The 18296-nt window shown below is 46.4% G+C and carries 21 protein-coding genes and 3 riboswitches; of the genes, 12 read left to right on the top strand and 9 right to left on the bottom strand.

Translation table 11 applies throughout. From position 1 onward, the window contains the following. Window positions 1-80 precede the first annotated feature (80 nt). A riboswitch (SAM riboswitch) is annotated at window positions 81-224 on the bottom strand. An 83-nt stretch (window positions 225-307) separates the two neighbouring features. Beyond that, window positions 308-1087, bottom strand: a complete 780-nt coding sequence (locus tag QMZ64_RS07490; protein WP_265627201.1) for a carbon-nitrogen family hydrolase — start codon at window positions 1085-1087, stop codon at window positions 308-310. 95 nt (window positions 1088-1182) lie between these two features. Between QMZ64_RS07490 and QMZ64_RS07485 the strand changes: the two genes are divergently transcribed. From QMZ64_RS07485 to QMZ64_RS07465, 5 genes are all read left to right on the top strand, one after another. Then, complete coding sequence (locus QMZ64_RS07485; RefSeq protein WP_265627200.1) at window positions 1183-2373, top strand: pyridoxal phosphate-dependent aminotransferase; 1191 nt, start codon at window positions 1183-1185, stop codon at window positions 2371-2373. 49 nt (window positions 2374-2422) lie between these two features. After that, window positions 2423-2522, top strand: a riboswitch (SAM riboswitch). An 84-nt stretch (window positions 2523-2606) separates the two neighbouring features. Further along, window positions 2607-3824: a 2,3-diketo-5-methylthiopentyl-1-phosphate enolase gene (gene mtnW, locus QMZ64_RS07480; RefSeq protein ID WP_265627199.1), complete on the top strand. Its 1218-nt coding sequence runs from the start codon at window positions 2607-2609 to the stop codon at window positions 3822-3824. Then, window positions 3821-4519: a 2-hydroxy-3-keto-5-methylthiopentenyl-1-phosphate phosphatase gene (mtnX, locus tag QMZ64_RS07475; protein ID WP_265627198.1), complete on the top strand. Its 699-nt coding sequence runs from the start codon at window positions 3821-3823 to the stop codon at window positions 4517-4519. Before mtnW ends, mtnX begins: the two co-directional genes overlap by 4 nt. Continuing rightward, entirely contained in the window at window positions 4480-5103 is a 624-nt protein-coding gene (locus tag QMZ64_RS07470; RefSeq protein WP_265627197.1) for a methylthioribulose 1-phosphate dehydratase, read from the top strand. Before mtnX ends, QMZ64_RS07470 begins: the two co-directional genes overlap by 40 nt. A gap of 19 nt (window positions 5104-5122) precedes the next feature. Continuing rightward, window positions 5123-5659 carry a 1,2-dihydroxy-3-keto-5-methylthiopentene dioxygenase gene (locus QMZ64_RS07465; protein WP_265627196.1) on the top strand — a complete coding sequence of 179 codons (537 nt, stop codon included), beginning with the start codon at window positions 5123-5125 and terminating at the stop codon, window positions 5657-5659. A 27-nt stretch (window positions 5660-5686) separates the two neighbouring features. On the opposite strand, the gene fosB is transcribed toward QMZ64_RS07465, so the two are convergent. Next, a complete protein-coding gene (gene fosB, locus QMZ64_RS07460) occupies window positions 5687-6151 on the bottom strand; it encodes a metallothiol transferase FosB (protein ID WP_165426845.1) in 465 nt (154 codons plus the stop codon). Beyond that, window positions 6138-6458 carry a YkvA family protein gene (locus QMZ64_RS07455; RefSeq protein ID WP_301441220.1) on the bottom strand — a complete coding sequence of 107 codons (321 nt, stop codon included), beginning with the start codon at window positions 6456-6458 and terminating at the stop codon, window positions 6138-6140. The genes fosB and QMZ64_RS07455 overlap by 14 nt, the downstream gene beginning before the upstream one ends. A 215-nt stretch (window positions 6459-6673) precedes the next feature. Here QMZ64_RS07455 and QMZ64_RS07450 point away from each other — a divergent pair, with 215 nt between their 5' ends. Then, a complete protein-coding gene (locus tag QMZ64_RS07450) occupies window positions 6674-6916 on the top strand; it encodes an aspartyl-phosphate phosphatase Spo0E family protein (RefSeq protein ID WP_075753135.1) in 243 nt (80 codons plus the stop codon). A gap of 58 nt (window positions 6917-6974) precedes the next feature. On the opposite strand, the gene QMZ64_RS07445 is transcribed toward QMZ64_RS07450, so the two are convergent. Continuing rightward, the gene (locus QMZ64_RS07445) at window positions 6975-8486 is read right to left on the bottom strand and encodes a sporulation kinase KinD (protein ID WP_265627194.1); all 1512 of its coding nucleotides are present in this window, start codon (window positions 8484-8486) and stop codon (window positions 6975-6977) included. A gap of 237 nt (window positions 8487-8723) precedes the next feature. On the opposite strand from QMZ64_RS07445, the gene mhqR reads away from it, so the two are divergent. After that, window positions 8724-9179 (top strand): MarR family transcriptional regulator MhqR, encoded by a 456-nt coding sequence (gene mhqR / locus QMZ64_RS07440; RefSeq protein ID WP_020451147.1) that lies wholly within the window; start codon window positions 8724-8726, stop codon window positions 9177-9179. Between the two features lie 228 nt (window positions 9180-9407). On the opposite strand, the gene motB is transcribed toward mhqR, so the two are convergent. The 3 genes from motB to QMZ64_RS07425 all read right to left on the bottom strand — a co-directional run bounded on the left by motB (window position 9408) and on the right by QMZ64_RS07425 (window position 13278). Beyond that, window positions 9408-10187: a flagellar motor protein MotB gene (motB, locus tag QMZ64_RS07435; RefSeq protein ID WP_243940001.1), complete on the bottom strand. Its 780-nt coding sequence runs from the start codon at window positions 10185-10187 to the stop codon at window positions 9408-9410. Continuing rightward, complete coding sequence (motA, locus tag QMZ64_RS07430) at window positions 10180-10983, bottom strand: flagellar motor stator protein MotA (RefSeq protein ID WP_265627193.1); 804 nt, start codon at window positions 10981-10983, stop codon at window positions 10180-10182. Before motA ends, motB begins: the two co-directional genes overlap by 8 nt. 198 nt (window positions 10984-11181) lie before the next feature. Beyond that, window positions 11182-13278 carry an ATP-dependent Clp protease ATP-binding subunit gene (locus tag QMZ64_RS07425; protein ID WP_265627192.1) on the bottom strand — a complete coding sequence of 699 codons (2097 nt, stop codon included), beginning with the start codon at window positions 13276-13278 and terminating at the stop codon, window positions 11182-11184. A gap of 220 nt (window positions 13279-13498) precedes the next feature. Between QMZ64_RS07425 and QMZ64_RS07420 the strand changes: the two genes are divergently transcribed. The 5 genes from QMZ64_RS07420 (at window position 13499) to queF (ending at window position 17147) form a co-directional block, all read left to right on the top strand. Further along, on the top strand, window positions 13499-14536 hold the full coding sequence (locus QMZ64_RS07420) for a YkvI family membrane protein (RefSeq protein WP_065644015.1): 1038 nt from the start codon (window positions 13499-13501) through the stop codon (window positions 14534-14536). A gap of 81 nt (window positions 14537-14617) precedes the next feature. Next, a riboswitch (PreQ1 riboswitch) is annotated at window positions 14618-14662 on the top strand. A 139-nt stretch (window positions 14663-14801) separates the two neighbouring features. After that, window positions 14802-15461 (top strand): 7-cyano-7-deazaguanine synthase QueC, encoded by a 660-nt coding sequence (gene queC / locus QMZ64_RS07415; protein ID WP_020451152.1) that lies wholly within the window; start codon window positions 14802-14804, stop codon window positions 15459-15461. Between the two features lie 2 nt (window positions 15462-15463). Then, on the top strand, window positions 15464-15904 hold the full coding sequence (queD, locus tag QMZ64_RS07410) for a 6-carboxytetrahydropterin synthase QueD (RefSeq protein WP_243940007.1): 441 nt from the start codon (window positions 15464-15466) through the stop codon (window positions 15902-15904). Then, the gene (queE, locus tag QMZ64_RS07405) at window positions 15897-16628 is read left to right on the top strand and encodes a 7-carboxy-7-deazaguanine synthase QueE (protein ID WP_265627191.1); all 732 of its coding nucleotides are present in this window, start codon (window positions 15897-15899) and stop codon (window positions 16626-16628) included. Before queD ends, queE begins: the two co-directional genes overlap by 8 nt. Before the next feature lie 21 nt (window positions 16629-16649). Then, window positions 16650-17147, top strand: a complete 498-nt coding sequence (queF, locus tag QMZ64_RS07400) for a preQ(1) synthase (protein WP_009328607.1) — start codon at window positions 16650-16652, stop codon at window positions 17145-17147. A 261-nt stretch (window positions 17148-17408) separates the two neighbouring features. Here the strand turns inward: queF and QMZ64_RS07395 are convergent, their stop codons facing one another. Together QMZ64_RS07395 and QMZ64_RS07390 are read right to left on the bottom strand one after the other, a co-directional pair. After that, window positions 17409-17582, bottom strand: coding sequence for a hypothetical protein (locus QMZ64_RS07395; RefSeq protein ID WP_180806801.1), 174 nt, complete (start codon window positions 17580-17582; stop codon window positions 17409-17411). Between the two features lie 24 nt (window positions 17583-17606). Beyond that, complete coding sequence (locus tag QMZ64_RS07390; RefSeq protein ID WP_101560800.1) at window positions 17607-18176, bottom strand: hypothetical protein; 570 nt, start codon at window positions 18174-18176, stop codon at window positions 17607-17609. Between the last annotated feature and the right edge of the window lie 120 nt (window positions 18177-18296).

Below are 18296 nucleotides of genomic sequence, written 5' to 3'. Positions count from 1 at the left end.
TGATTCCCCCCTAAATGTCGATAACAATAAAAAAGCCTCTTTCTCATCGAGAGAAAGAGGCTGATTTGTCGCGTTCGCCTCTCTTATCTCTCAGAATTCAAAGTCTGATGGAATTAGCACCGTGCCCTAGCGGCGCAAAATTTCGCGCCCCATTTCACAATGGTATTACGGTCGGTTGCTGTTGGGGTCATAAGGCCAGTCCTTCACCCAACTCTCGATAAGAGAAATCAATATAAAATTTTGAAATTTCAGTTCGGTCAGTTGCTGAAAATGTTACCAGCATCTCAGTTTTCTTGTCAACACTTTTTTAATATAAATCTTTGCGAATGTCCTCAAAAACCGGAATTTCCCCCCGCGTTTTTTCAATGTCTCCAAGGTCGATTTCGGCGCTGATGACCGCTTCATCGCTCCCGGCTTCAGCGAGGGTGCGGCCGAGCGGATCAATGATGATGCTGTGGCCGGCAAATTCGTTTGCCGGGTCTTTTCCCGCTCGGTTGCAGGCTGCGACAAAGCACTGATTTTCAATCGCTCTGGCTTTTAAAAGGCTTTGCCAGTGATCGAGGCGGGCAAGCGGCCATTCCGCCGTTACAAAGATGATACCCGCACCTTCCTTCGTATGTTTTCTAATCCATTCCGGAAAACGGATGTCATAGCAGATAAACCCCGCAGCCGGGATCCCTTCAAGCTCGAAGTTCCCGTCGCCTGAGCCCGCTGACAAATAGAGGTGTTCGTCCATCAGCTGAAAAAGGTGAACTTTGCTGTATTCTTTGATCAAATGTCCGTTTTTGTCTGCGATGTACATGATATTGTACACACCGCTTTTTCTCTTAACGGCGACTGAGCCGCATACGATATGGACCCGGTTTGCTTTTGCCGTTTCCTGCAGCCATTTCTTCGTTTGCCTGCCTTCTTCATCAGCGATGGAGCCGAGATTTTTTAAATCATAACCCGTCGTCCACAGCTCGGGAAGGAGAAGGACATCCGCCTTACGGCTTTCCTGTTCGATCAGCTGCTCCGCTTTTTTAAAATTTTCAGAAGGATTGCCGTATGCGATATCGAATTGCAGGCATGAAATTGTCAGCTTCAATCTGGATCACCTCATTTTTTTCTTTACATTTTACATTTAACAATATATGATGATGGACTATCATTTCAAGAATTTTTCAAAAGCGGGTGAATCATATGAAATTTGAGCTTTCAGATGTGCTGAAACAGCTCCCTGAGCAGTTTTTCGCTTCCTTGGTGAAAAAGGTGAATGAAAAAATCGCCGCCGGCCATGATGTGATCAATCTCGGCCAGGGGAATCCCGATCAGCCGACACCAGATCACATCGTTGATACAATGGTGCAAGCCGTCCGCAACCCTGAAAACCATCAGTATTCTTCGTTTCGCGGCAGCCGTTCACTCAAGGAGGCGGCAGCCGCGTTCTATCAAAGGGAATACGGCGTAGAGCTCGATCCCGACCGCGAAGTCGCTGTATTGTTCGGCGGTAAAGCCGGTCTTGTCGAGCTTCCGCAATGTTTGTTAAATCCGGGGGATACCGTGCTCGTTCCCGATCCCGGCTATCCCGATTACTGGTCGGGCGTTGAACTGGCAAAAGCGAACATGGAAACGATGCCGCTTACAGCGGGCAATCAGTTTTTGCCTGACTACAGCCGGATTCCGAAGGAAGTGAAAGAAAATGCGAAGCTCATGTATTTAAATTATCCGAACAATCCGACCGGCGCCCAAGCCACACCTGTTTTTTTCGAAGAGACCGTCCGGTTTGCCAAGTCGAACGGGATTTGCGTCATCCACGATTTTGCCTACGGTGCGATCGGCTACGACGGCAAAAGGCCTGTCAGCTTTCTCGAAACGGCGGGGGCAAAAGACACAGGAATCGAAATTTACACGCTTTCCAAAACGTATAATATGGCTGGATGGCGGGTCGGGTTTGCAGTTGGCAACGCCTCTGTGATCGAAGCGCTGAACCTTTATCAGGACCATATGTATGTCAGCCTTTTTAAAGCGGTCCAAGACGCCGCGGCAGCCGCGCTTCTATCAGACCAAGCGTGTGTCAAGGAGCAAAATGAGCGCTACGAAAAGAGGCGGGATGTATGGATTCGTGCGGTCCGCGAAATCGGCTGGCACGCGGATGCTCCGCAAGGTTCTTTTTTCGCCTGGATGCCTGTCCCTGAAGGGTATACATCTGAGGCTTTTTCCGATCTGCTTCTCGAAAAAGCGAATGTCGTCACAGCGCCCGGCATCGGCTTCGGCAAACACGGAGAAGGGTATGTGAGAGTCGGCCTCTTGACAAGCGAAGACCGGCTCCGGGAAGCGGCTTCGCGTATTGCCAAGCTGAATATATTCAAAAAGACCGCCCACAGTCATTGACAACCGGGAGAAACGATGGGATAATTCAAAATAATTTATAAAATCAATATTCTTATCAAGAGCAGGCAGAGGGACAAGCCCGATGAAGCCCGGCAACCGACTTTTTAAGCACGGTGCTAATTCTTGCAGCTGACGCTGAGAGATAAGGATTCGAACCTGAAAAGCGAAACCTCTTTTAGCTAAAGCGGCAAAAGAGGTTTTTTTATATGCATGAAGCAGGAAGGAGCTACAGAATGAGTGAACTTTTGGCAACATATGTCTTGACAGATCAAGGATGTGACGCAGAAAAGCGGGCCGAACAAATCGCGATCGGACTGACGGTCGGGTCGTGGACAGATCTGCCGCTCTTAAAGCAGGAACAGCTGAAAAAGCATAAAGGACGCGTCGTCAAGGTCGAAGAAACAGAAAGCGCGCTTGGGGAAAAACAGGCAACGGTCACCATCGCTTATCCGGAAGCCAATTTTACAAGCGACATTCCCGCTGTGCTGACGACTGTTTTTGGAAAGCTGTCTCTCGACGGAAAAATCAAATTGGCGGATTTGGAGTTTTCGCAGTCTTTTAAACAATCATTGCCGGGTCCGAAATTCGGCGTATACGGAATCCGGAAAAAAATCGGCGAATTTGAAAGGCCGCTGCTGATGAGCATTTTTAAAGGCGTCATCGGCCGCGATATGGAAGACTTGAAGGAACAGCTGAGGCAGCAGGCGCTCGGCGGAGTGGATTTGATCAAGGACGATGAAATCTTATTCGAAACAGGCAGTGCACCCTTTGAAAAACGAATCACGGAAGGAAAGAAAGTGCTTGAGGCAGCTTTTGAAGAAACAGGGCGCAAAACGCTGTATGCCGTCAACCTGACGGGCAGGACAATGGAGCTGAAATCGAAGGCGAGAAAAGCAGTCGAGCTCGGAGCCGATGTTTTGCTGCTGAATGTGTTCGCCTACGGGCTCGATGTTTTGCAAAGTCTTGCGGAAGACGACGACATCCCGCTACCGATCATGGCGCACCCGGCAGTAAGCGGCGCATTCACTTCGTCGCCGCATTACGGTTTTTCCCATTCGCTCTTGCTCGGCAAGCTGAACCGGTATGCGGGTGCTGATTTCAGCCTGTTCCCTTCTCCGTACGGAAGCGTTGCTCTGCCGAAGCGGGATGCGCTTGCCGTCTATGATGAATGCACGAAGGAAGACGTTTTTAAACCGACATTCGCCGTCCCGTCGGCCGGTATTCACCCTGGCATGGTGCCGCTCTTGATGAAAGACTTCGGCATTGACCATATCATCAACGCAGGCGGGGGGATTCACGGTCATCCAAACGGAGCGGCAGGCGGAGGAAGAGCGTTTCGGGCGATCATTGATGCCGTCCTGGAAGCGGAGCCTGTCGAAGAAAAAGCAAAGCGTTCTCCCGATTTGAAGCTTGCCCTTGAAAAATGGGGAAGGGTTGAGGTTTCCGTATGAGGCAGCCGCTTATCATTTGCGATTTTGACGGAACCATCACAACAAACGACAACATCATCAGCATTATGAAACAATTTGCTCCAGAAGAGTGGCTCGCTTTAAAAGACGGGGTTTTGTCCAGGGACATATCGATTAAGGACGGAGTCGGCAGAATGTTTCAATTGCTGCCGACAAGCCTGAAAGAAGACATTACGGCATATGTATTGAAACAAGCCGAGATCCGCCCCGGGTTTGAGGAATTTGTCTCTTTTCTTGATGAGAAAAGTCTTCCGTTTTACGTCGTGAGCGGAGGGATAGATTTTTTCGTCTATCCTCTGCTTGAAGGAATTGTCGAAAAGGAACGCATTTACTGCAATGAGGCCGGCTTCTCAGGACGCAATATCGAGATCCGCTGGCCGTATCCGTGTGACGGCGGCTGCGGAAATGAATGCGGCTGCTGCAAACCTTCCATCATCCGCCGGCTGAAAGGCCGGGACGATTTTGTTGTCATGATCGGGGACTCTGTTACAGATGTTGAAGCTGCCAAATGTTCCGACTTGTGCATCGCGCGCGATTATTTGCTGCGGGAATGTGAGGGGCTCGGCCTGAAGCATGCGGAATTCGGCGATTTCCACGATGTAAAGCGAATACTTGAAGAGACCGCGGAGGTGAAAGAATGGATCCTGAGCAAAAATGGCACGAACTTGCCGAGGTAAAAAAAGAGCTTGCGGTAAGGGATTGGTTCCCGGCGACAAGCGGCAATCTGTCAATCAAAGTATCAGAAGACCCGCTGCGATTTCTCATCACAGCAAGCGGAAAAGATAAGCGAAAAGCGTCTGCGGAGGATTTTCTGCTGGCGGACGAAGAGGGGAGGCCGGCGGAGACCGGACATGCGCTGAAACCGTCGGCGGAGACGCTGCTGCACACCCGTGTCTATCAAAATACAAACGCAGGCTGCTGTCTTCACGTCCATACGATTGACAACAATGTCATCTCAGAGCTTTACGCAAAAGAAAAGCAAGTGACATTCAGAGGCCAGGAAATCATAAAGGCGCTCGGTCTTTGGGAGGAAAATGCGGAGGTTACGATCCCGATTATCGAAAACAGCGCTCATATTCCGGATTTGGCGGCTGATTTTGCCGGACACCTTTCAGGCGATTCAGGCGCAGTGCTGATTCGCAGCCACGGCATTACTGTCTGGGGAAAAACGGCATTTGAGACAAAGCGGATGCTTGAAGCGTATGAATTTCTGTTCAGCTGGCATTTAAAGCTGAAAGCTTTGCAGGCTTACCACGTTTAATTAAAAAGGGGGAGAAAGCATGGCGACAATTCGGATCCATGATGAACAAAACACGACCATTGAAAAGCAGGAAGAAGTGGAACAATTTCTAAAAGGGGAGGAGGTCATTTATGAAAAGTGGGATATCACAAAGCTGCCGGCCGGCTTAAAAGAAAAATACGATTTGACCGATGAAGAGAAACAGGAGATTTTAGACGTCTTTGCCGCTGAAATCAAAGACATTTCAAAACGCCGCGGCTATAAAGCGAGCGATGTCATCTCGCTTTCCGACCAAAACCCGAAACTCGATGAGCTCTTGAAAAATTTCAAACAGGAGCATCATCATACAGACGATGAAGTCAGATTTATCGTCAGCGGCCACGGCATCTTTGCGATCGAAGGAAAAGACGGCACATTTTTTGATGTCCTCTTAAATCCGGGAGATTTGATCTCCGTTCCTGAAAACACCCGCCATTATTTCACGCTTCAGGAAGACCGAAAAGTCGTGGCTGTCAGAATCTTTGTGACGACAGAGGGCTGGGTGCCGATTTATGAGAAAGAGAGTGTAAGCCGATAAAGAAAAAGCGTCCGCGTGGACGCTTTTTTATTTGTTTCTGTCATAAAGGGCCTTGATGTGGCCTTCATGAAAGGAGAGATGCTGTTTTTCATTTTGATAGTATTGAAGACGGTCAAACACAGAGCCGGTGTGAAGCTCGAACTTATGGCCGTCCGGATCTGAGAAATAAATTGAATCTTTGTCGCCTTCATGCCGTTTTCTGCCCTTTAGCACGTTTACACCTAAATCGCGTAATTTCTTTTCCCAGAACGGCAAATCTTCCTGTTGAATCGAAAAGGCGATATGGGTGTAAGAGTCGTGGATTTCCTGTCTCTTAATGTCTTTCTCTTCGTTTAATGCGAGCCAGATGCCGTTCAGGTCAAAATAAGCGGTTTTCTCGGCCTTTACGAGCCACTTGGCATCAAACACCTTTTCATAGAATGAAATAGAGGCGGACAGGTCAGAGACCGAAAACAAGAGATGATTGATACCGAGAATATTATTGTTTGCCATTGCCGTTTATTCCTTCCGTTAGATGGATTTCAAACCCGTCCAGCTCTTTAGTGATTTGCCTGAATAGAAAAGCGAGCACAGCCGCGTCATCAAGCCAGCCGACACCTGCGAGAACATCGGGAATCAAATCGACCGGAGACAGCACATAAATCAATGCCAGCGCGGCCAGTAAAATCGTTTTTTTCGGGAATAAGGGGAAGTCTCCCTTTCTCCAGGCTCTAAATGCCTTGAAAAACAATAAGAGGCCTGAATACGCTTCTTTCACGGCAAAGATGGTTCGGAGCCTTGACACTGGTTTTTTCATCATTTAGACCTCCTTTTATCCGCATGAACTCTTTTAAAGGTGTTTGCCGTATTTCATCGATGGGTATTACACCTTTAATTCCACAAATCTATTATACTCGATTTCAAAATAATTTTTTGAAAAATAGGTTTACAAAATAAGTATAATCTGTAATAATGCTCAAGTACGCAAAATCTGGATGGTTCTAAGAAACGATATGTCGGTAAGGGGTGAAGCGTATGCAAAGTTATGTTGAAAAAGAAGCATTGCTCGTTTCCATCAGCAAGAAGCGGCAAATGATGGTTGAAGCCGCTGAAATCTATGGATTTACAGGGGATGAAACGATCAGGCGGAGCCAGGAGCTGGATCAATTAATCTATGAATATCAAAAACTGTCTATGAATGAAAACGCGTCGGACAATCTGCTGCAAGATTTTTTAGGCTGCATCGACTGTCTGACCGTTGAAAAATATACGGCATAGTGGGTGAACGAAAAAGAGCTGCCGCAGAAGGCAGGCTCTTTGCAGGAACGGGGAAGCTTCAGTCAACCTGTTCCTTAGAAGTCGGCAGCGTAATCGTTACAGTCGTTCCTTTATGCTGTTCGCTTTCGATCTGAATGGTTCCCCCGTACATGGAAATGATGCGCTTGCACACGACAAGGCCGAGTCCGGTTCCTTTTTCCTTTGACGTGACGAAAGGCTGGAAAATACTCTCCATCAGTTCTTTTGGAATGCCTTCTCCGATATCCTTCACAATAATTTGCGCCTTCTCTTGATGATGTTCGATTTGAATGAGCAGCTTTCCGCCGTTTTTCATCGATTCAAGAGCATTTTTGGCGACGTTCAAGACAACCTGCTTAATATGATCTTTTTTACAATACACATAAGCCGGGTCTTCTCCGCAGTCTTGAACTTCCACTTCCACATTATATAAATTTGCCTCAGAATGAATAATCGGCATGATTTCGTCAATCATTTCATTCATGGCGTTAAGCTGCCACTGCTCTGCCGTCGGCTTTCCGAGCACGAGAAACTCGCTGACAATCTGGTTGATCCTCCGGATTTCCTGGTCGATGATTGAGAAATACATTTGATCTTCTTTTGATTGATATTTTTTTTGCAGGAGCTGGATAAAGCCGCTGATACCTGTCAGCGGGTTTCTGATTTCATGAGCGGTGCTCGCTGCAAGGGTGCCGATTAATTCGAGCTTCTGCGCTTCATTTTGAGCGCGCTCCTGCTTGGTCCGCCGCTTCAGCAGCACATACTGGAGCATGAGGAACATAATATTCAGCAGAATGAAAATACTTAAAAATGACAGCAGAAGACTGTGAACGATTTCATCAAGCTGGACCGGTTCAGGATAAACTTCAAGCTTCCAGTCGATCTGGTCCAAAAAAGCGTCGACGGTGCCGCCGTCCGGCTTCTCAGGAGGAGAATGGCCTGCCGTAAAGACAATCTGATTCTTCTGATTAAGAATTTTGATATAAAGCTCAGGGCTCAGGACGTTCATGATATTTTTCAGATAATCGACGCGGATCGAAGCCAGCAGAAAATTTGTCGTTCTGCCTTCGCTGTCATAGACAGGAGTAAAAATATTCAGCTCCAGCCTGTCCGACACTGTATGTATATCGTCTGTGATGACGGATTTCTTTGATTTTTCCGCTTTTTGCAGAATGCTCTTGTACGAAACCTTCTTTTTTTCTTTGACGGGAGACGTGCTCACCATGACATCGCCGTCTTTATTTAAAAGGTATAAAGCCGAAAAACGCGGTTCTTTTTTATACGTTTCCGTCAGGATTCGTTTGATATGCTGCTCATTAACAGGGTGGTTGAGGGCCGTGGCAAGGGAGCTGAGCCTTGCTTCTGTTTCGCCGATCAGGTAGTTGATTTGGTTGCGATGAATATTGAGCATGAGAGTCGCAGTCTGACGGTGCTTTTCAGTGATATTTTCTCGTTCTTGTTCGTATACAAAAAAGCTTATAATGAAGGCGGGGATCATCACCAAGATCAAATAAAGCCTGACTTTCTTCCATAGATTTTTCAAATTGCGCATATTTTTACTCTCTCCCAATCGATACAGGAATAGAGGTATTATATCACTAGTGAGAGCCGATTTATAGAAAAGATAACCAATACCGTGAAAATAGGACACAATACCGGGGAATTTCCGGATATATCTATTTGATGTTCGATTCCTACTCATCATAACATGGTTTGAATGTTAACAGTTGACATTTTCCTCATAGTTTATTAATGTTTTCCTGTAGTTGTTTCTTTGGAGATGAGAGATATGAGTAATAGAGAACAGGAACAGTCCTTGAAATTATTTATTGTATTATCTCGAGCGTACAGATCCATTAATGATCATATGAATAAACATATTCATCATCATGGTCTGAATCCAACCGAGTTTGCTGTTTTAGAACTCCTTTATCATAAAGGGGATCAGCCCCTTCAGCAAATAGGGGATAAGATTCTTCTGGCGAGCGGGAGTATTACATATGTGGTTGACAAGCTTGAGCAAAAGGAGCTGATCGCGAGAAGAGCCTGTGCGACCGATCGCAGGGTGACCTATGCGCAGATTACAGATAAAGGCACCAAGCTCCTGGAGAAGATTTTTCCGGGTCATGCAGAAGAGCTTCACCACATGATCAGCGTGTTAAGCGATGAGGAGAAAGAAGCCTGCATCGAAATGCTGAAGAAAGTCGGACTGAACGCAAGAAATATTTATAAGGGCAAAGAATAAGGAAGCTGCCAAAAGGCAGCTTCCTACAGCGTGTCGACAAACCCTCGCATTCGTTGTCAGGCCTGCGCGTCGGTGCTCACGAATTCCAACATTCGCTCCGCTCCGATGCTCGGCCTTCCTAGACTGCAAGGGTTTTCAATCACGCTGAAAGGATGACAAAATCCCAAAACTAAGAGCCGTTTTGGGATTTTATTAACAATCTGAAGGAAGCTGCCAAAAGGCAGCTTCCTATTCTTTTTTATTCAAGTTTTCCTGGCCGATCGGCAGGATGAGGATTTCAACACGTCTGTTTTTCCTTCTTCCTTCTTCGGTGTCATTTGAAGCGATCGGTTTAAATTCCCCGTAGCCTTTCGCGCTGAATATCTTGGCGTCAAGCTTGGGATTTTCGATTAAAAGCCCCATGAAATTGACAGCCCGCATCACGCTTAAATGCCAATTGGATTTAAATTGAGAATTTCGAATCGGCACATTGTCCGTATGTCCGCTGATTACGATATTGCGGGGCGGATTCAAGACGAGGAGGTCGGATACTTCCTTGGCCAGCGGAATGTCCTGCTGGCGGATCTCCGCTTTTCCGGAATCAAAAAAGATATTATCCTCGATGGATAGGAGGAGGCCTTCGTCTGTCAGCTTCGTATTGACCTGTTTTTCAAGATTTTTCTCTTTAATAAACCGGTTGACCTGCTCCTGAATTTTTTTCAGCGACTGCTTGTCTTTTTCTTTTTGATCTTGAGTGAGATCTTTTGCCTGGTCAGGGCTTTTTCCATCTTCGGTTGTGCTCGTTTTCGGCTCAGTGAAGCTGGAATAATCCATCATTCCTGTTCCGCCAGTAAATACGGCATTGAATGATTTAGACAGCATATCGAACTTCTTGGCGTCGATCGAGCTCATGGCAAACAGTACGATGAACAAGGCCAAAAGCAGTGTCAGCAGGTCGGCATATGGGATGAGCCAAGACTCATCCACGTGTTCTTCATGGTCTTTTTTGTGCTTCTTTTTTCTAGCCATTGCTGCTGTCTCCTTTGTCTCCTTCTGGGATGACGATGCTGGAGCGTTCGCTTGGAGAGACGTACATCAAAAGCTTTTGTTCAATGACTTTTGGCGCCTGGCCTTCCAAGATCGAAAGGATGCCTTCAATCATGACTTCGCGGACTTTGACTTCCTGTTTGGATTTCCGCTTTAATTTATTGGCAAAAGGATGCCATAGTACATATCCGGTGAAGATCCCGAGAAGAGTAGCGACAAAAGCGGCGCTGATCGCATGTCCAAGCGCTTCAGTGTCGCTCATATCCGCAAGCGCGGCGATCAGTCCGACAACAGCGCCCAAAACGCCGAGTGTCGGCGCGTATGTGCCCGCCTGGGTAAAAATGCCCGCTCCGACATGATGTCTTTCTTCCATTGCTTCAACTTCTTCAGTTAAAACGTCCCTGATAAATTCGGCACTTTGGCCGTCTACTGCCATGCTCATGCCGTTTTTCAAAAATTCATCATCGATCTCATTCAAATTTGCTTCCAAAGCGAGAAGTCCTTCGCGTCTTGCGATTTGCGCCCACTCGGAAAACATCGGGATCAATTCGTTGATTTCGATCATCTTCTTCTCTTTGAACAAGATGCCGAAGAGCTTGGGAACCTTTTTGATCTCGCGGATTGGAAAAGCGATCACAACTGCTGCGATTGTCCCGACAAGGATGATCAGCCATGCCGCGGGATTGACGAGAACGGAAGGGCTGACACCTTTCATGACCATGCCGACACCTACTCCGATGATAGCTAAGATGATTCCAATTAACGATGTTTTGTCCATTTTTTCACCAATTCCTTTAACTAACTTTTCTATCGTTAATATCGGTGTTGCGCGATAGGAACTTTAGGGTGTTTCTTAAATTGTTTCAAAATCATGGTGAAAAGGGACTTTAGGGTTATTTAATGTTAAAAAATAGAATTTTTGTGATTCTTACGTTGTATGTAAAGCGGCCTCCGCAATTGGAGGCCGTTGTGTGTGTTATGCGGTTGGTTTCACCAGGATTTCATTGTTTTCAACGATAACCGCAAAACCTTTAATGTGTTCTTCTTCAAGCAGCAGATCGGTCATTTGATCTTCGACCGCTGTTTGAATGGTTCGTCTTAATGGGCGGGCGCCGAAGGCCGGATGGTATCCGATTTCAGCGATTTTTTCTTTTGCTTCATCTGAAACTTCAAGCGTCATGTTTTGCTCTTTTAACGTTTCTTCAAGCTCTTCCAGCAAGAGGTCGGCAATCTTGATCAGATCTTCTTTTTCGAGCGGCTGGAACTCGATGATGCTGTCAAATCTGTTCAGGAATTCCGGCTTAAAGTAGCCGCTTAGGGAATCAATCATTGATTGTTCGCCCATTACTTGTTCTTCCCGGTTAAAACCGACGGTTGTCCGCTTTTCAGATACTCCGGCATTACTTGTCATAATGATGACAGTATCTTTAAAGCTGACCGTCCGTCCCTGGCTGTCTGTCAGACGTCCGTCTTCCATGATTTGCAGGAACATGTGCTGGACATCGGGATGGGCTTTTTCGATTTCATCAAGCAAAACGATGCTGTACGGGTTCCTCCGGACTTTTTCGGTGAGTTGTCCGGCTTCTTCGTGGCCGACATATCCAGGAGGCGAACCGATCAGCTTCGATACGGCGTGTTTTTCCATGTATTCACTCATATCGAGGCGGATGACGGCATCCTTCGTGCCGAACAGTTCTTCCGCAAGCCTTTTAGAAAGTTCTGTTTTACCGACACCTGTCGGGCCGACGAACAGGAATGAACCGACAGGCCTGTTTTTTGATTTCAGGCCGGCGCGGCTTCTTTTGACGGCTTTTGCCACTTTTTTTACCGCTTCTTTTTGACCGATCACGCGGCTTGAAAGGTTCGCTTCAAGCTCTTTCATTTTCTTCTGATCGTCGTGCTGAAGCTTGCCGACCGGAATGCCTGTTTTTTGTTCGATGATCGCTTGAATGTCTTCCGCTTTAACGGTTGCCCGTTTTTCTGCCGTATGGTTTTCCATTTTTTTGTGCAGCGCTTCTTCTTCATCGCGGAGCTTTGCTGCAAGCTCATAGTTTTCTTCCTGCAGCGCTTTGGCTTTTTCCGCTTCGATTTCTTTCAGGCGTTGGGAAGCTTGTTCACCGCTGGCCGTGTCGATTTTCAAGTTCGCTTTTGAACCGGCTTCATCCAAAAGGTCGATCGCCTTGTCGGGAAGATGACGGTCCTGAATATAGCGGCTGGACAGAACGACGCAGGCTTTGATCGCTTCATCCGTGTAAGTTACATCGTGATACGCTTCGTATTTTTCTTTCAGCCCGTTTAAAATCGCCGCGGTCTGCTCAATTGTCGGTTCATGCACCATGATCGGCTGGAAGCGCCGCTCTAACGCTGCATCTTTTTCGATTTGGCGATATTCTTTCAATGTCGTAGCGCCGATGACTTGCAGTTCGCCTCTGGCAAGCGCAGGTTTTAAAATGTTGCCGGCGTCCATCGAGCCTTCGGCAGAGCCGGCTCCGACAAGAAGGTGAATTTCGTCAATAAACAAGACCGCGTTTTTGCGCTCTTTCAGCTCTTTCATCAGCTGTTTCATTCTTTCTTCAAATTGTCCTCTGATGCCGGTGTTGGCTACGAGGGAAGCGACATCAAGCAAGTAAAGTTCTTTGTTTTTCAATTTATTTGGAACATCGCCTTCGGCGATTTTGAGAGCAAGTCCTTCAGCGACGGCTGTTTTACCGACGCCCGGTTCACCGATTAAGACAGGGTTGTTTTTATTTCTGCGGTTTAAAATTTCGATCACACGGGCCACTTCATCATCGCGGCCGATCACCGGATCGATTAAACCGGTCTTTGCGGCATTCGTTAAATTGACGGCAAGCTCATCGAGCAAGCCTTTTTTGGCAGCGGTTTGCGTCTGCGCTTGTGATGGCTGGCTGAAGAAAGAACCTCCGCCGCCAAAAAAATGATTTCCTGAAAACATAGAAGGCTGAGTCAGCTCTTTATAGCAGTCTTCACATAAATCCATTTGTTTTTTTGTAAAGTTGATTTGCATGTTCAGGCGAATCGTCGCCTCATTTTTTTGACAATGTTGACAACGCATTTGCCAAAACCCCCTTTATTGAATTTGACCTTTTTTGACCAATTGACTTTGAAAAAATGGTCTGCAGTTTGACCATTTCTGACTATTAGTATACATTGACCTTCTTTGACTTTCAAGTTCTATGCTTTTTCCTTTTTGTTCCTGAATGAGAAGTTGTCCTTCTTTTTAAAGGACATGGCTCATATGGTGTAGAAAGGGAATTCGTTTACGGAGGAGTCGTATGAGTCAATCACAAGGATCAGCCTTTCAGCTGGCATTTGTTTATGTAGGAACGGTCGTGGGAGCCGGATTTGCAACCGGAAGAGAAATCGTCGAGTTTTTTTTAAGATTCGGCTGGCCGGGATTGGCCGGAATTTTGATCAGCGGACTGATGTTTACATTTCTCGGCACAAAAATGATGCTGATTGCGGTCAGAATCAATGCCAAATCTTATCAGGAGCTGAATCAATATTTATTCGGCCATACGCTCGGGAAATTTGTCAATGTCTTCATGCTCGTGATTTTGCTCGGGGTGACGTCTGTCATGCTGTCCGGAGCGGGGGCGATATTTGAGGAGCAGCTCGGCTTTTCAAACCAAGCGGGGATGATTGCGACGATTGCCCTGAGTCTGTTTGTCATGATGAAGGGCGTCAAAGGGATATTCGGTGTCAATGTCATTGTCGTTCCGCTGCTGCTCCTGTTCACAGTCATCGTCCTGTTTGATTCGTTTATTTTCAGAGGGGGGGAGATTCACAATTTGGCGGCATTCTCGGCGGCCAAACCCGATTGGATTTTATCCGCTGTTTCGTACGGCGCTTTTAATTTATCGCTCGCACAGGCGGTTCTCGTGCCGATCGCTTCTGAACTGAAATCTGAACGGCTCATTATAAAAGGAGCATTAATCGGAGGGTGTCTGCTTACCCTTGTGTTGATCGCGAGCTTTCTGTCTCTTTCAACATTGCCTGATGTCCTTTTATATGAAGTTCCGATGGCGCAGGTCGTATTCATTGTCCAGCATTCTGTCCATATCATCTATCTGTTTATCATTTTCGGGGAAGTCTTCACATCGGTCATCGGCAATTTATATGGTCTTGAAAAGCAGATTAATGAATATCTTCATATGAAAAGCCTGTATGTATTTATGTTCATCCTGCTGACAATCTACTTGACGGGACAGATCGGCTACGGAAAGCTGATATCGACCATTTATCCTTTGTTCGGCCAGCTGAGCCTCGTCTTTATTTTCTTTTTGATCGTCAAAAGGGTGCCTGAGCGTTGAATGGCAGGCATTGCACTTGGCGAAACGTGCGATTTGTGATAAGATGGCGAAGGAAAATTGAAACAAAATCCGCTTGACACTGCGGGAGAGGTTCTAGCAAAACCCTCTATAAAAAACTAAGGAAAGCTGTATCCTTGGGGTATGGCCTTTTTTATTGTTTTTTTGCTAGAACGCCTTTCTCACAGAGAAAGGTGTTTTTTTCGTTTAAATATCAGTGAATCTCTTCTTTTATGAAATGCTGACGAAAAGCGGAGAAGGAGGAATTATGAAACAGGAAAAAGCGATCGTTGTATTCAGCGGCGGTCAGGACAGTACGACTTGCCTTTTGTGGGCGCTTCGGCAATTTCAGGAGGTGGAAGCGGTCACCTTTCAATATAATCAGCGGCACCGGGAGGAAATCGAAGTCGCGAAAAAGATCGCTGAAAAGCTTGGCGTCAAGCATCATCTGCTTGATATGGAACTGTTAAATCAGCTCGCGCCGAATGCTTTGACAAGGGATGATATCGAGATTGAGGCGAAAGAAGGCGAACTTCCGTCCACTTTTGTTCCGGGACGCAACCTCGTGTTTTTATCGTTCGCTTCGATCCTCGCCTACCAGGTCGGCGCGCGGCACATCATAACAGGCGTATGCGAGACGGATTTCAGCGGCTATCCGGATTGCCGGGATGAGTTCGTCAAATCCTGCAATGTCACTGTCAACTTGGCGATGGAACGCCCGTTTGTCATCCACACGCCGCTGATGTGGCTGAACAAGGCGGAAACGTGGGAGCTCGCCGATGAGCTTGATGCGCTTGATTTCGTGAAAAACGAGACGCTGACGTGCTACAACGGAATCATTGCCGACGGCTGCGGCGAATGCCCGGCCTGCAAGCTTCGAGCGAATGGCTACAATGAATATATGAAAATGAAAAAGGAGCGAGCTTAACAGTGCTTACACAAATTTACCCGCAACCAAGCCATCCTTACTCTTTTGAACTAAATAAAGATATGCAGATGTCAGCCGCGCATTTTATTCCGAGAGAGGATGCGGGCGCATGCAGCAGAGTCCACGGCCATACGTATACAATCAATATCACGATTGCCGGGGATGAATTGAATGAATCAGGATTCCTTGTCAACTTCAGCACCATTAAAAAATTGATCCACGGGGAATACGATCATACGCTTTTAAATGACCATCAGGAATTTTCGGGTGAAAGCGCGGATCAGATCCCTTCGACAGAAGTGGTGGCGAAAACGATTTACGATAAAACAGAGGCTTATTTGAAAGATCTCAAAAACCGTCCGCATTGCGTTCAGGTGTTTGTCAGGGAAACGCCGACAAGCTATGTCGTCTACCGTCCGAAACCGGGTGTTCAGCATGGCTAAGCCGATTCCCGTACTTGAAATTTTCGGTCCGACGGTTCAGGGAGAGGGGAGGGTCATCGGGCAAAAGACGATGTTTGTCAGAACGGCCGGCTGTGACTATTCGTGCAGCTGGTGCGATTCAGCTTTTACCTGGGACGGTTCGGCGAAAAAAGACATCAAATGGATGACCGCGGAAGAAGTATACGAATCTCTTAAAGACATCGGCGGAAACGCCTTCTCGCACGTTACGATTTCAGGAGGCAACCCGGCGCTTTTAAAACAGCTGGACGGACTGATTTCCCTTTTAAAAGAAAACGGTATACAGACAGCGCTTGAGACGCAAGGGACGTTTTATCAAGACTGGTTTGCCGGAATCGATGATTTAACAATTTCGCCAAAGCCGCCGAGCTCCAATATGAAAACCGATTTTAACAAGCTTGATCATATTGTTGAAAAACTGAAAGAGCACGGCCGAACGGCAGCGGCAAGTTTGAAGGTCGTCATATTCACGGCGGAAGACCTTCAATTTGCCAAGCAAGTTCACCAGCGTTATCCCGATGTCCCGTTCTTTCTCCAAGTCGGAAATGACGACGTTCATACAGAAGACCAAGAGCGGCTCGTCGAACGGCTGCTTCAAAAGTATGAACAGCTGGTAGAAGCGGTCACGCGCGACCCTGAATTGAACCGCGTCCGCGTTCTCCCGCAGCTCCACACCCTGATCTGGGGTAACAAACGAGGCGTTTGATTTAAGAAAGGAAGATGAATGATGACCACAAGAAAAGATTCAGAACTCGAAGGCGTAACCCTTCTTGGGAATCAGGGCACCAATTATTTGTTTGACTATTCTCCGGAAGTGCTTGAGTCTTTCCCGAATAAACACGAAAACAGAGATTACTTCGTGAAATTCAACTGCCCTGAATTCACATCCCTGTGTCCGAAAACCGGCCAGCCCGATTTTGCCACGATCTATATCAGCTACATCCCTGATAAAAAAATGGTAGAAAGCAAGTCTTTGAAACTGTATCTCTTCAGTTTCCGAAATCACGGCGATTTTCATGAAGACTGCATGAACATCATCATGAACGATTTAATTGAGCTGATGGACCCGCGCTACATCGAAGTCTGGGGCAAATTCACACCGAGGGGCGGAATCTCAATCGACCCGTACACCAACTACGGCAAGCCCGGCACAAAGTATGAAAAAATGGCCGAGTATCGGATGATGAATCATGATCTGTATCCGGAAACGATTGATAATCGGTAAGAGGTGCAGGAGAAGTGAGGGTTTGTGATCGATGTGTGACCGGAGTGACCTCGTCTTTATAGACGGGGTTATTTTTTTAGAAGTTGAATTATCACTTTTAACGGAATGGGCATAATATGACACGCAATTCATATTGTGAAAAAGATGTAATCTCGGCTCGCCTCGTTAACGTCTTCGTTCGCTAGTTCGCCTCTAACTACGCAACCTTTATCGTTCGTATAAACGAAAAAGGGGGCCGTAATTGGCGCCTGTCTTTTATTTTCATGCTGATTTTTCTTTTCTAAGGACTTTGTCTAAGATAAATGAGAAGAGCGCTAACAGTAAGGACATTACCACCATATCGATAATAGTCACGCCTGTGTCTTTTTTTATAACAAAAAACAAAATCAATTGCAGCACCAAAGTAATTATAAAGAATGACCCGTATTTAGCCATATGATAACATCCCCTTTGTTCTCTTTATTTTCCGATGCACCGCACACTAAACCATGCAAGACTTCCGGCTAATCCAAGGACGCCACCGCGGATTGCATTTTTCCCGACAATCTTGATTATCTCAGTCGCGGCTTTTTTCCAAAGTTTCTTTTTAAGCATCTTTTCCAGGCCGCCGCCAATAAATCCTAAGCCGGTAAAATCAATGATTTTTTCTTTAAGACATCCCCACCATGAAGCCGTTTGAAATTGACTAGAATTAGCTTGGGGATCGGGAACGCCTTTTAAATCCTCCGCAGTAAGCTCCTCTCCATTAACAAGTTTAACAAATGCTTCCACTGTAGCAACGGACGATTGACCGAATTTTTCCGCGACCATATCCTTATTGATGACGAACTTTCCGTCAACTTCTGAGGAGGCTTCCCCAAAAATGAACTTTAAGTCCTCGGCTATTTGTTGCGTTTCCATTTCTTCCTCAATTGTCAACGTGTCTAGTTGAATTTGTGAGTCTGTCTTAGCTTGCGCTTCGGAAGTAAAAGGCGCTAAACATGTGCCGAACATACAAGCAACAGTCGTTGTTATGACGAGTTTTTTCATCTTCGCATCTCCCTTTCATTTGTTTGAATATGTAGTTGATAGATTAATTGTACCAATATAAGGAAAAGGCTATCATGAGGCTTACATAATGTTATAAAATAGGGAAAAGTTAGTGTGATG

The organism is Bacillus sp. LB7 (assembly GCF_030449715.1).
Classification (GTDB): Bacteria; Bacillota; Bacilli; order Bacillales; family Bacillaceae; genus Bacillus; species Bacillus paralicheniformis.
The sequence above is the reverse complement of the archived record's forward strand: the minus strand, read 5'-3'. Positions and strand labels throughout refer to the sequence as shown.